This window comes from Agromyces bracchium, from assembly GCF_009709675.1.
Classification (GTDB): domain Bacteria; phylum Actinomycetota; class Actinomycetes; order Actinomycetales; family Microbacteriaceae; genus Agromyces; species Agromyces bracchium.
Map to the genome: position 1 here is coordinate 17883 of NZ_WMLB01000023.1, position 12452 is coordinate 30334.

The 12452-nt window shown below is 72.7% G+C and carries 13 protein-coding genes; 5 read left to right on the forward strand and 8 right to left on the reverse strand.

Going from position 1 to position 12452, the window contains the following annotated elements:
- Positions 1-3 precede the first annotated feature (3 nt).
- The 3 genes from GJ743_RS09615 to GJ743_RS09625 form a co-directional block, all read right to left on the reverse strand.
- Positions 4-2049 carry an acetyl/propionyl/methylcrotonyl-CoA carboxylase subunit alpha gene (locus GJ743_RS09615; RefSeq protein ID WP_155051728.1) on the reverse strand — a complete coding sequence of 682 codons (2046 nt, stop codon included), beginning with the start codon at positions 2047-2049 and terminating at the stop codon, positions 4-6.
- Positions 2049-3656: a carboxyl transferase domain-containing protein gene (locus tag GJ743_RS09620; RefSeq protein ID WP_155051729.1), complete on the reverse strand. Its 1608-nt coding sequence runs from the start codon at positions 3654-3656 to the stop codon at positions 2049-2051. The genes GJ743_RS09615 and GJ743_RS09620 overlap by 1 nt, the downstream gene beginning before the upstream one ends.
- A gap of 109 nt (positions 3657-3765) precedes the next feature.
- Positions 3766-4332: a TetR/AcrR family transcriptional regulator gene (locus tag GJ743_RS09625; RefSeq protein WP_155051730.1), complete on the reverse strand. Its 567-nt coding sequence runs from the start codon at positions 4330-4332 to the stop codon at positions 3766-3768.
- Between the two features lie 57 nt (positions 4333-4389).
- Between GJ743_RS09625 and GJ743_RS09630 the strand changes: the two genes are divergently transcribed.
- The 3 genes from GJ743_RS09630 to GJ743_RS09640 all read left to right on the forward strand — a co-directional run bounded on the left by GJ743_RS09630 (position 4390) and on the right by GJ743_RS09640 (position 6262).
- Positions 4390-5121, forward strand: a complete 732-nt coding sequence (locus GJ743_RS09630; RefSeq protein ID WP_155051731.1) for an MBL fold metallo-hydrolase — start codon at positions 4390-4392, stop codon at positions 5119-5121.
- 80 nt (positions 5122-5201) lie between these two features.
- Positions 5202-5798 carry an SACE_7040 family transcriptional regulator gene (locus GJ743_RS09635; protein ID WP_155051732.1) on the forward strand — a complete coding sequence of 199 codons (597 nt, stop codon included), beginning with the start codon at positions 5202-5204 and terminating at the stop codon, positions 5796-5798.
- Positions 5777-6262 carry a GNAT family N-acetyltransferase gene (locus GJ743_RS09640; RefSeq protein ID WP_155051733.1) on the forward strand — a complete coding sequence of 162 codons (486 nt, stop codon included), beginning with the start codon at positions 5777-5779 and terminating at the stop codon, positions 6260-6262. The genes GJ743_RS09635 and GJ743_RS09640 overlap by 22 nt, the downstream gene beginning before the upstream one ends.
- A gap of 27 nt (positions 6263-6289) precedes the next feature.
- Here the strand turns inward: GJ743_RS09640 and GJ743_RS09645 are convergent, their stop codons facing one another.
- The 5 genes from GJ743_RS09645 to pdhA form a co-directional block, all read right to left on the reverse strand.
- Positions 6290-6616 carry a histone-like nucleoid-structuring protein Lsr2 gene (locus GJ743_RS09645; protein WP_155051734.1) on the reverse strand — a complete coding sequence of 109 codons (327 nt, stop codon included), beginning with the start codon at positions 6614-6616 and terminating at the stop codon, positions 6290-6292.
- Positions 6617-6855: 239 nt separating this feature from the next.
- The gene (locus GJ743_RS09650; RefSeq protein ID WP_155051735.1) at positions 6856-7164 is read right to left on the reverse strand and encodes a 4a-hydroxytetrahydrobiopterin dehydratase; all 309 of its coding nucleotides are present in this window, start codon (positions 7162-7164) and stop codon (positions 6856-6858) included.
- A 180-nt stretch (positions 7165-7344) separates the two neighbouring features.
- A complete protein-coding gene (locus GJ743_RS09655; RefSeq protein ID WP_328289021.1) occupies positions 7345-8784 on the reverse strand; it encodes a dihydrolipoamide acetyltransferase family protein in 1440 nt (479 codons plus the stop codon).
- Positions 8781-9791, reverse strand: coding sequence for an alpha-ketoacid dehydrogenase subunit beta (locus GJ743_RS09660; RefSeq protein WP_155051736.1), 1011 nt, complete (start codon positions 9789-9791; stop codon positions 8781-8783). Before GJ743_RS09660 ends, GJ743_RS09655 begins: the two co-directional genes overlap by 4 nt.
- Complete coding sequence (gene pdhA, locus GJ743_RS09665) at positions 9788-10909, reverse strand: pyruvate dehydrogenase (acetyl-transferring) E1 component subunit alpha (protein ID WP_155051737.1); 1122 nt, start codon at positions 10907-10909, stop codon at positions 9788-9790. The genes GJ743_RS09660 and pdhA overlap by 4 nt, the downstream gene beginning before the upstream one ends.
- Before the next feature lie 166 nt (positions 10910-11075).
- Here pdhA and GJ743_RS09670 point away from each other — a divergent pair, with 166 nt between their 5' ends.
- Together GJ743_RS09670 and GJ743_RS09675 are read left to right on the forward strand one after the other, a co-directional pair.
- Complete coding sequence (locus GJ743_RS09670; RefSeq protein WP_155051738.1) at positions 11076-11540, forward strand: Lrp/AsnC family transcriptional regulator; 465 nt, start codon at positions 11076-11078, stop codon at positions 11538-11540.
- A 2-nt stretch (positions 11541-11542) separates the two neighbouring features.
- Positions 11543-12421 (forward strand): ATP-grasp domain-containing protein, encoded by an 879-nt coding sequence (locus tag GJ743_RS09675; protein WP_155051739.1) that lies wholly within the window; start codon positions 11543-11545, stop codon positions 12419-12421.
- Positions 12422-12452 lie beyond the last annotated feature (31 nt).

A 12452-nucleotide genomic window follows, 5' to 3' on the forward strand; every position in this document is an offset into this window, starting at 1 on the left:
TCCTCATTCCTGGTGGGATGCGTTCACGACGGCGCCCTCGTGCGGGCCGTCGACAGGTTGGGTTCCGGATGCCGCGGGGCTCGCCGCGTCGGCCTCCGTGACGTGGTCGATGAGCGCGACGACCTGGTCGCGCGACACCTGCTCGCCGACGGCGACCCGGAGGCGCGCGACACCGGCGACGGTCGCGGTCACGCGGTGCTCCATCTTCATGGCCTCGATCGCGAGCACGGCCTGCCCGACCTCGACGCGGTCGCCGTCGGCGACGAGCAGCGTCGTGACGCTGCCCGGCATGGGCGCGCGGAGGTCGGGGTCGGCGCTGCCGCCGCGCTCGAGCTGCGCGAGGCGCGCGTCGAGCGCGGCGCGGCGGTCGGGGCGCGCGAAGGCGGCGGTGCGGCCGTCGAGGTGCACCCACACGGTGCCGTCGGCGGCGGTCGCGACGTTCGCGTGGTCGAGGTCGGCGGTCCCGGCAGATGCCGCGGCGACGTCGCCCGCCCCGATGCGCCAGCCACGGGCGCTCCGCCAGGCGCGGTCGCCGTGAGCCGCGGCGAGGGCGTCGCGTTCGCGCGCGGCGCGGGCGACCACCTCGAGCGGGTCGGTCGAGGAGACCGCCGCGCTCGGGTCGGCGTCGGCCGGGACATCCGCCGCCGCGCCGGCCTCACCGACCGAGCCCGCCGCACCGACCGAGCCCGCCGAACCGGCCTCGGGCAACCGGTCGATGAGCCCGGTGTCGAGGTGACCGGCACGCACGTCGGGGTGGGCCAGAAGCGTGCGCAGGAAGGCGATGTTCGTCTCGACGCCGAGCAGCACCGTGTCGGCGAGCGCGGCGTCGAGCCGGTCGAGCGCTTCGGTGCGGTCGGCGCCGTGCGCGATGACCTTCGCGATCATCGGGTCGTAGTCCGCCGTGACCTGCTGGCCGGTGCGGACGCCGGCGTCGACGCGCACGCCCTCCCCCGTCGCGGGTCGCCATGCGAGCACGTCGCCCGTCGACGGCAGGAACCCACGCTCGGGGCTCTCGGCGTAGACGCGCGCCTCGATGGCGTGTCCGGCCATACGCACGTCGTCCTGCGCGATCGCGAGCGGCTCGCCCGCCGCGATGCGCAGCTGCTGCTCGACGAGGTCGATGCCCGTGACGAGCTCGGTGACGGGGTGCTCGACCTGGAGCCGGGTGTTCATCTCGATGAAGAAGAACTCGTCGGGCGCGGCATCCGACACCAGGAACTCGACGGTGCCGGCACCGAGGTACTCGACGCTGCGGGCCGCGTCGCAGGCCGCCGCGCCGATGCGCTCGCGGGTCGCGGCGTCGAGGAGCGGCGAGGGCGCCTCCTCGACGACCTTCTGGTGCCGGCGCTGCAGCGAGCACTCGCGTTCGCCCAGGTGGATGACGTTGCCGTGCGCGTCGGCGAGCACCTGCACCTCGATGTGGCGCGGCCGCTCGACGAAGCGCTCGAGCAGGAGCGTGTCGTCGCCGAACGCGGCGCGGGCGACCCGACGTGCCGCGGGCAGCGCGTGCTCGAGCTCGGACTGGTCGCGGGCGACCTGCATGCCCTTGCCGCCGCCGCCGGCCGACGGCTTCACGAGGATCGGGAAGCCGACGAGGGGTGCCGCGTCGAGCAGTTCGTCGTCGGTCGCATCGGGCTCGCTGACGCCGGGCACGACGGGCACGCCGGATGCCTCGACGTGCCGCTTCGCGCGGATCTTGTCGCCCATGACCTCGAGCGCGAGCTCGCCGGGGCCGACGAACACGATGCCGGCCTCGCCGCAGGCGCGACCGAAGGCCGCGTTCTCCGACAGGAACCCGTAGCCCGGGTGGATCGCCTGCGCGCCGGTCTCGAGCGCGGCGCGCACGATGCGGGCGGGGTCGAGGTAGCTCTCGGCGGCGGCGGCCGGGCCGATGCGCACGGCCTCGTCGGCGAGCGCGACGTGCGGCGCACCGGCGTCGGCGTCGGAGTACACGGCGATCGCGCGGATGCCGAGCCGCTTCAGGGTCCGGATGACCCGGACGGCGATCTCGCCGCGGTTGGCGACGAGGACACGTTCGAACATTCCCATCACATCCTGAAGAGGCCGAAGCGGGGCTCGGGCAGCGGGGTGCGGCTCGCGAGCTCGAGGGCGAGGGCGAGCACCGTGCGGGTGTCGCCGGGGGCGATGACCCCGTCGTCCCACAGGCGCGAGGTCGAGTGGTAGGGGCTGCCCTGGGCCTCGTACTGGTCGCGCACGGGCGACTTGAACGCCTCCTCGGCCTCGGCCGACCACTCCTCGCCGCGGACGGCCAGCTGGTCGCGCTTGACGGTCGAGAGCACGGATGCCGCCTGCTCGCCGCCCATGACGGAGATACGCGCGTTCGGCCACATCCACAGGAACCGCGGCGAGTAGGCGCGGCCGCACATCGAGTAGTTGCCCGCGCCGAACGATCCGCCGATGACGACCGTGAACTTCGGTACCCGGGTCGTCGCGACCGCGGTGACCATCTTCGCGCCGTGCTTGGCGATGCCCCCGGCCTCGGCGTCGCGCCCGACCATGAAGCCCGAGATGTTCTGGAGGAACACGAGCGGGATGCCGCGCTGGTCGCAGAGCTCGATGAAGTGGGCGCCCTTCATGGCCGACTCGCTGAAGAGCACGCCGTTGTTCGCGACGATGCCGACGGGGTGGCCGTCGATCCAGGCGAAGCCCGTGACGAGCGTGTCGCCGTACTCCTTCTTGAACTCGTGGAACTCGCTGCCGTCGACGAGCCTCGCGATGACCTCGCGCACGTCGTACGGCTGCTGCACGTCGACCGGCACCGCCGCGGTGAGGGTCGCCGGATCGACCGCGGGCTCGCGCGGCTCGCGCACCGCCCAGGCCCGCCCGGGCAGCCGCGGCAGGGTGGTCAGGATGTCGCGGACGAGCTCGAGCGCGTGCTCGTCGTCCTCCGCGAGGTGGTCGGTGACGCCCGACGTGCGGGCGTGCAACTCGCCGCCGCCGAGCTCTTCCGGGGTCACGACCTCGCCGATCGCGGCCTTCACGAGGGGCGGGCCGCCGAGGAAGATCGTGCCCTGGTCGCGCACGATCACGGTCTCGTCGCTCATGGCCGGGACGTAGGCGCCGCCCGCGGTGCAGGAGCCCATGACCGCGGCGATCTGCGGGATGCGCCGTGCCGAGAGGTTCGCCTGGTTGTAGAAGATGCGACCGAAGTGGTCGCGGTCGGGGAACACCTCGTCCTGCTTCGGCAGGAACGCGCCGCCCGAGTCGACGAGGTACACGCACGGAAGGCGGTTCTCGAGGGCGACCTCCTGCGCTCGGAGGTGCTTCTTCACCGTCATCGGGTAGTACGTGCCGCCCTTGACGGTCGCGTCATTGCAGACGACCATGACGGGCCGGCCGTGCACGAGCCCGACCCCGGCGATGACACCCGCCGCGGGCGTGTCGTCGTCGTAGAGGTCGCCCGCGGCGAGCGGGGCGAGTTCGAGGAACGGGCTGCCCTCGTCGAGGAGTCGCTCGACCCGGTCGCGCGGCAGCAGCTTGCCGCGCGCGACGTGGCGGTCGCGGGATGCCTCGGGCCCGCCGAGCGCGGCGACGCGCAACTTCTCGCGCAGTTCGTCGGCCAGGGCGGCGTGGGCGTCGGCGTTCGCGCGTGCGGCGTCGGACGCCGCGTCGACCGCGCTCGTGATGGTGTGCATCCGCTCCCGTTCCGCCTCTCCGTCGTGGCGTGCGTGCGAGCGGTTCGGTGAACGCTCGCTAACCGGGATTCATGTTAGCGACCATTCACCGAGTTTCGCAACCGCAGCCTCAGTCAGGCGCGGCGAGGCCCCGGACGAGGTGGTCGAGCCCGTACTCCCAGGCCTCGTCGACCGACCCGCCGAGGCGGAACGCCCCCGCGATCTCCATGCTGACGAACCCGTGCATCCACGCCGTGATCGTGCGCGCCGTCTCGAGCGCGCGCCCCTCGCCCGAGAGCCGCCGCGCGGCCTCGAGGATCGCGACGCTCGCGCGCTCCATGGCCGACCCGCGGGCCCGCGCCGGCTCGGGCAGCGGTCCGAAGATCAGGCCGTAGCCGTGCGGGTGCTCGTGCGCGTAGCGGCGAGCGGATGCCGCAATCGCGCGCACCGCGTCGGACGCATCCGTCTCGGCGGCGAGCACCCGGTCCATCCGCTCGCCGAGCTCGGCGGCGACGCTCTCCGCAACGAGACGCACGAGCGCGTCGCGATCGCGCAGGTGCTTGTACAGCGAGGGCGCCCGCACGCCGAGTTCGGCCGCGACGGCCTGCATGGTGAGCCCGGGTTGCCCCGCCCGCTCGAGGATCGCGCGCGCCGCGGCTCGCAGCGCATCGGGGGTGACTTTCGCGGGTGCCGGCATGACCGCCTCCTCCATGGCTATTGACACTAGCCATCATAGCTATGTATCATAGCCTTCATGCAACTCACACCAGGACTCCGGCGCGTCGGCAACGAGATCGTCGCGTCCTACCTCTTCATCGACGACCGCGGCGTCACCATCGTCGACGCCGGCCTCGCCGGCCACTACGGCGACCTGCTCGCCGAACTCGCGGATGCCGGCCTCACGATCGACGACGTGCGCGCGGTCATCCTCACGCACGGCGACACCGACCACCTCGGCTTCGCCGAGCGCCTGCGGCGCGACCACGGCGTGCCGGTCTACGTCCACGCGGCCGACCTCGACCGGGCGAAGGGCGGCGACAAGCCCGCGACCTCGTTCGGCCGCGGCGTGCGCCCGTGGCCCGTCGTGCGGTTCTTCGCCTATGCACTCGGCAAGGGCGGCGCGAAGACCGAGTACCTCACCGACGCCCGCACGCTCGAGGGCGGTGAGCACCTCGCCGACCTCCCGGGATCGCCCGAGATCATCGCGATGCCCGGCCACTCGCCCGGCAGCGTCGCCGTCCACTCCCCCGCGCTCGACGCGATCGCGGTCGGCGACGCGCTCACCACGCGCCACGTGCTCACGGGGCGGCGCGGTCCGCAGCCCGCGCCGTTCACGGACGCGCCCGATACCGCGCTCGACTCGCTCGCCCGGCTTGCGGCGACGGATGCCACGTGGGTGCTGCCAGGCCACGGCACGCCCTGGAACCACGGGGCCGCCGAGGCGGTCCGGCTCGTCCGCGAGGCCGCCGCGGCATCCGTGCACTGAGGCCCGCCCGACCTCGCCTGCTTGCCACCCGCGAGCCGTTCGGTTAGTGTGCATTCACCGAATGCCCAGGGAGGTGCCCCCTGACCGAGACGCTCACCGAGCGCGGTCGCGCCAAGGCCGACCGTCGCGCCGCGCTGCTCGCCGCGGCCGCGCGGCTCTTCGCCGATCGCGGGTACCCCGGCGTGACGCTCGAGGAGCTCGGCCAGGCCGCCGGCGTCTCGGGGCCCGCGGTCTACCGGCACTTCCCCGGCAAGGCCGCGGTCCTCGCGGCCATCCTCGTCGACGCGAGCCAGGGCCTCCTCGACGGCGGCCACCGCACGGTCGAGGAGGCCGCAGCACCCGACGAGGCGCTCCGCGCGCTCATCCGCTTCCACGTCGACTTCGCGCTCGCGAACGCCGACGTGATCCGCGTGCAGGACCGCGACCTCGACAGCCTCGGCGACGCCGACGCGCACGAGGTCCGGCGCCTGCAGCGCTCCTACGTCGAACTGTGGGTGGGCGTGCTCGCCCGCCTGAGGCCCGACCGGGCCGAATCCGAGTTGCGCATCCGGGCACACGCCGCCTTCGGACTGATCAACTCGACCCCCCACAGCGCCCGCATCCATGGGCGCCGACCCGCGGACAGAGTCGTCCGCAGCATCCTGGAGGACATGGCATGGTCGAGCCTCACGTCGTGACCCTGCGCGCGACCCGCGCCGGCGACCGCGACGAGCTGTTCCGCATCCAACTCGATCCCGAGGCGAACCGCATGGCTGCGTTCACCGCGGTGGATCCTTCGGACCGCGCCGCGTACGACGCGCATGTCGCGAAGTTCGCGGACCGGGTCGACTACGACGCGAGGACCGTCCGCTGCGACGGCCGGATCGTCGGCAGCGTGGCCCGCTGGATCGACGCTGAAACGGGGATGCCCGAGATCACGTACTGGATCGATCGTGAGCACTGGGGCCGCGGGATCGCCACTCGCGCCCTGCGGCTGTTCCTCGACACGCAGCCGCGACCCGTGCGTGCGCGCGCCGCGGCCGACAACGCGGCATCCGTCGCCGTGCTCGCCAAGCTCGGATTCGTCGAAGTCGGCCGCGATCGCGACTACGCCAACGCCCGCGGTGAGGAGATCGAGGAGATCGAGTTCGTCCTCCGATAAGGAGATACCGCGGGCGCGGCGCCGTACTCAGCGGTTGCGGTAGAGCTCCATGAGCGGCGCGGGGATCCGGCCGCGGTCGGACACCTGGTGCCCGTTGGCGCGAAGCCACTCGCGCGCGTCCTTCGTGTCGCCGCCGCCCGCGGCAGCGCCGCCGCGGCGACGGGTCGCACCGCCTCGCCCGGCCGTCTTGCGCCCCGCCCCGATGTACGGCGCCAGCGCCGCCTCGAACTTGTCGATGTTCGCCGACGAGAGGTCGATCGAGTACTGGTCGCCGTCGAACGCGAACGACAGGGTCCGGTCGGCGTCGCTGCCGTCGAGGTCGTCGATGAGCGTCTCGACCACGCGCTTTGCCATCGTGCACTTCCGTTTCTGCGGTCGGTACCGCGTAATTCTGGGGAACGGGCTATTCAGAGCATAAAGTCGAATGCCGTGGAATTCCGCACATTCCCGTCGGATGTGGAGAATTCATCGGCGCCGCGGCCTTTCGCGCGCAATTCGAGCAAACCGACGCGCACCGCGAATTCAGGTCACCGGCGCGGACACTTCCGTCGAGTGCGTGGACGCCGTCGGCCTCCTGCGGCCCGACCTCGCGATCACCCGGCCGTCGCGCCCTGCCGGACCGCGATCTCGCCGATCCGCCGAGCGAGCGCGACATCCCTCGCCGTGACGCCGCCGACATCGTGCGAGAGCAGGTCGAATTCGATGCGACCCCATCCGAGTCGCACGTCCGGATGATGATTCATCGCATCCGCCTCGACGGCGACGGCATCGAGCAGGCGAACCGCTCCGGCGAAATCCGGAGTCCGGAATTCCGCGACAAGCCGCTCGCCGTCGTGCCGGAATCCCGTTCCGTCGAGTTCGGCCGCGACATCCGCTCGGGAAAGCAGGGTGTGCTCGTCCATGAGGCCATGGTGCTCGCCCGCCGGAGCAGCCGCCACCCCCGGGAACGGAAACGGAAACGGAAACGGAAACGGAAACGGGAACGGGAACGGGAACGGGAACGGGAACGGGAGGAACCTCCTCGGCCCGGCGTGTCGCGCCGCGACACGCCGGGCCGGTCCCGGCAGTCCCGCCCGTTCGGTTCAGGCCATCGTGAGCGCGAGACCCGGGTCGCGGAGGATCCGACCGACGTCGGCGAGGAACCGCGAGCCCTGCTCGCCGTCGACCAGGCGGTGGTCGAACGAGAGCGAGAGCGTCATGACGTCGCGGAGCGCGATCTCGCCGCGATGCCCCCACGGGGTGCGGCGCACGGCGCCCATCGCGAGGATCGCCGCCTCCCCCGGGTTGAGGATCGGCGTGCCGGCGTCGATCCCGAAGACGCCGATGTTCGTGATCGAGATCGTGCCGCCCGAGAGGTCGGCCGGCGCGGTCCGCCCGGCGCGCGCGGTCTCCGCGAGCGCGGCGATCGCGTCGGCGAGCTCGATGAGCGTCATCCGCTCGGCGCCCTTGACGTTCGGCACGACGAGCCCGCGCTCGGTCGCCGCGGCGATGCCGAGGTTCACATGCCCGAAGCGCACGATCTCCTGCGCCTCCTCGTCCCACCGCGAGTTCACCTCGGGCGTACGGGCCGCGGCGATGCAGAGCGCCTTGGCGACGACCGTGAGCGGCGTCACCTTGTGGCCCGCGTACGCGCGGTCGCCGCGGATGCCGGCGAGCAGTTCCATCGTCGCGGTCACGTCGACCGTGAGGAACTCCGTGACGTGCGGCGCGGTGAAGGCGCTCCGGACCATTGCGGCCGCGGTGTGCTTGCGCACGCCCTTGATGGGGATGCGGGTCTCGGTGGGTGCGGCCTCGCGGGCGCCCGGCGTGGGCTGCGACACGGGTTCTGCCGCCGTGCTCGTGGTCGCGGATGCCGCGGCCTCGACGTCGGACCGCGTGATGAGCCCGCGTTCGCCCGTGCCGACGACCTGTTCGAGGTCGACCCCGAGGTCGCGTGCGAGCTTGCGCACGGGCGGCGTCGATCGCGGCCGCTCGCCGCGGCCCGTGCCGTCGCCGCGCGGGTGGGTCGCCGTGTCGGGTTCGATGCGATCGTGCTCGGGCGGTGCCGGGACGAGGTCCTCGCTGAGCGCGGCGGCGCCGAGCCGGCGCGGCCGGCGCTTCGGTCCGCGCTCGGCGCCCGCCCCGTAGCCGACGAGCGTGGGTTCGCGGGTCTCGACGGGCTCGGCGGAGGCGGAAGCGGGTGCCTGCGCCTCCGCCGCGCCGGTCGCCGCCGACGTCGACGCCGTGGCCGCGGCATCCGTCTCGACCGAGGGGGCCGCCGCGGGCGCATCGCCCGGCCCGCCGGTGTCGCACGAGAACAGCCTCTCGCCGACGTTCACGGTCTCGCCCTCGGCCGCGTGCAGTGCGGTCACCGTGCCCTCGAACGGCGACGGCAGCTCGACGACGGCCTTGGCGGTCTCGACATCGGCGATGATCTGGTTGAGCTCGACGTGATCGCCGACCTGGACGCGCCAGGCCACGATCTCCGACTCGGTCAATCCTTCGCCGAGGTCGGGCAGTGCGAAGTCGCGGATGGTGCTCACGCGTCCACCTCCGAGAGCGAGTTCGGCCGACCCAGGGCGCGGTCGACGCCGTCGAGGATGCGGTCGAGGTCGGGCAGGTGGTACTGCTCGAGCTTCGCCGGCGGGTACGGGATGTCGTGCCCGGTCACGCGGACGGGCGCGGCCTCGAGGAAGTCGAAGCAGCGTTCGGTGATCGACGCGGCGATCTCGGCGCCGACGCCGCCCTGCTCGCCGGCCTCGTGCGCGACGACGAGCCGGCCCGTGCGGCGCACGGACGCCTCGATCGTCGCGTAGTCGACGGGCGCGAGCGAACGCAGGTCGATCACCTCGATCGACACGTCGTCCTCGGCGGCGGCGGTCGCGGCGTCCTTCGCGGTCTGCACGAGGGCGCCGTAGGTGACGAGCGTGACGTCGTCGCCCGCGGCGACCGTGGTCGCGACCCCCATGGGGCGTGCGTCGGCCAGGTTCGCCTCGAGGTCGACCTCGCCCTTGACGTGGTAGCGGCGCTTGGGTTCGAGGAAGACCACGGGGTCGTCGCTCGCGATGGCCTGCCGGATCATGACGTAGGCGTCGGCGGGGTTCGAGCAGGCGATGACGCGCAGGCCCGCGGTGTGCGTGAAGTACGCCTCCGGCGACTCGGAGTGGTGCTCGGCCGCGCCGATGCCGCCGCCGAACGGGATGCGGATGACCATGGGCATGCGCACCGTCCCGCGTGAGCGGTAGTGGAGCTTGGCGACCTGCGCGACGATCTGGTCGAACGCCGGGTAGACGAACCCGTCGAACTGGATCTCGACGACGGGGCGGAACCCGCGATAGGCGAGCCCGACGGCGGTGCCGACGATGCCCGCCTCGGAGAGCGGCGTGTCGACCACGCGGTGCTCGCCGAACTCGGCCTTCAGGCCGTCGGTGATGCGGAACACGCCGCCGAGGGTGCCGATGTCCTCGCCCATGAGCACGACCTTGTCGTCGTCGGCGAGCGCACGGCGGAGCCCCTCGTTGATGGCCTTGCCGAAGGTGATGGTGGTCATCGGGCGCCCTCCTCGTCGAACATCGCCAGGTACCGCGCGTAGCGGTCGCGCTGGCGCTCGAGGTGGCTGTTCGGCTCGGCGTAGACGTGGTCGAACACGCTCATCGGCTCCGGGTCGGGGATCGCGGTGATCCCGGCGCGCAGCTCGGCGGCGGCGCGGTCGGCGGCGGCCTTCGCGTCGGCGTCGACCGCCTCCATGTCGGCACCGGATGCGGCGAGGAACGCGTGCAACCGCGTGACCGGGTCGCGCTCGCGCCACTCGGCGAGGTCGTCGTCGGTGCGGTAGCGCTTGGGGTCGTCGGCCGTGGTGTGCGGACCCATGCGGTAGGTGACGGCCTCGATGAACGCGGGGCCCTCGCCGCGGCGGGCGCGGTCGAGCGCCCAGCGGGTGACCGCGAGCACGGCGAGCACGTCGTTGCCGTCGACCCGGATGCCGGGCATGCCGAAGCCGTCGGCGCGGCGCGCCAGCGGCTGCTTCGACTGCAGGCCGACGGGCTCGGAGATCGCCCACCCGTTGTTCTGGCAGAAGAACACGACGGGCGCATCGAAGCTCGACGCGAACACGAGCGCCTCGTTGACGTCGCCCTCGCTCGTCGCACCGTCGCCGAAGTACGCGATCGAGGCGGCGCTCGAGGCCTCCCACTTCGCGCCCATCGCCCAGCCGACGGCGTGCAGCGACTGCGCGCCGATGATGATGTTGGGGATCGCCATCCGCTTCTCGTACGGGTTCCACCCGGACGCCGCCGCACCGCGCCACACGCTCAGCAGTTCGTCGGGACGGACGCCGCGCAGCCACGCGATGGCGTGCTCGCGGTAGCTGGAGAACACGAAGTCGTCCTCGTGCAGGGCGCGCGCCGAGCCGATCTGCGCGGCCTCCTGTCCGGCGAGCGGGGGCCAGAGGGCGAGCTCGCCCTGGCGCTGCAGGGCGGTGGCCTCCGCATCGAGCCGGCGGACCACGACCATCTCGCGGTGCAGCTCGACCAGGGCATCGACGTCGACGTCGGCGACCCACGGGTCGAACTCGGGGTTCGCGTGGCGACGGCCGGTCGCGTCGAGGAGTCGGACGAGGTCGTCGGGGCGGGTCAGCAGCCCGGTCGCCTCTCGGTCGGAAGGGGTCATCGTCGAACCTCCGTGTCGGCTCGGCCGCCTTGTGGGCAGCCTCGCACCGGCGCCGATGCCGGGTACTCGCAGCGTACGACGATCTGGCATTCGGCTCAAGCAACGACGATCGCATTGAGCATGTTGCATGGCGGCAGGCCCGATCTCGGTGCTAACGTGTGGCGGTATGACCGGCTACGACCCCGTCGACCGCGCTCTGCTCACGGCCCTCGCGGCCGATCCGAGGGCGACGGTCGTCGCGCTCGCCGAGCGGCTGAGGATGAGCCGGAACACCGTGCAGGCGCGGATGGCGCGGCTCGAGTCCTCCGGCGCCTTCCTCTCGTTCGAGCGGAGCATCGATCCGAGCCCGCTCGGCTATCCGCTCGAGGCGTTCGTCGCGGTGCATGCACGGCAGAAGGTGCTCTCGGAGGTGGTCGCGGCGCTCGCCGAGATCCCCGAGGTCATCCAGGCGCACGGTCTCTCGGGGCAGATCGACCTGCTCGTGCGCGTCGTGTGCCGCGACGCGCACGACCTCTTCCGCATCGACGAGGAGATCCTCGCGATCGAGGGTGTGGAGCGCACGGAGACCTCGCTCGCGATGGGCGAGCTCATCCCCTACCGGCTCGGCCCCCTGCTCGAGCGAACAGGCTGATCGTGCGCGTCGCGGTGCTGCGGTGCGAGCGGCTCCCGAGCTTCGTCACGTGGGAGATCCCGGACGTCGACGCGCTCTTCGACGACGACCGGCTGCTCGTGGAGGCGCTCCGCGCACGGGGTGTCGATGCGGTCCCGCTGGCGTGGTCCGCCGACGCCGACTGGACCGCGTTCGACCTCGCGGTGCTCCGCAGCACCTGGGACTACGTGGATCGCCTGCCCGAGTTCCTCGCCGCGCTCGAGCGCATCGAGACGAGCGGATGTCGCGTGCGCAACCCGCTCGACGCGGTCCGGTGGAACAGCGACAAGCGGTATCTCGAGGACCTCGATCGGCGGGGTGTGCCGGTGGTCCCCCTGATCCGCGCCGACCCCGGGGATCCGGGTCCGGCGGTCGAGGCGGTCGCCGACCGGGGTTGGACCGAGTTGGTCGTGAAGCCCGAGGTGGGCGTGGGCGGGGCCGGCGTCGCGCGCCTCCGGGCGGCGGACCTGCCCGGCCGTCTCGCCTCGGCGGACGGGCCGCTGTTCGTCCAGCCGCTCGCACGGGCGGTGCTCGACGAGGGCGAGTACTCGCACGTCCTGATCGGCGGCGAGGCGAGTCACGTGCTGCGCAAGCGGCCCGCGACCGGCGACTTCCGCGCGCACGGCATCTACGGCGGGACGGTCGAGGCGCACGCGGCCGACGCCGGCGACCTCGCCGAGATCCGGGCGCTCGCCGCTCGACTCCCGTTCGAGCTCGACTACGCCCGGATCGACGTGGTGCGCTACGAGGGCCGGCTCAGCGTCCTCGAACTCGAGGTGATCGAGCCGATCCTGTACCTCGCGCTCGCGCCGGGAGCCGCCGGGCGACTGGCGGCCGCCGTGCTTCGCGGAACCGGAGCGTGACGACCGGGCGGAGTTCCAAAGGAACAGTTGC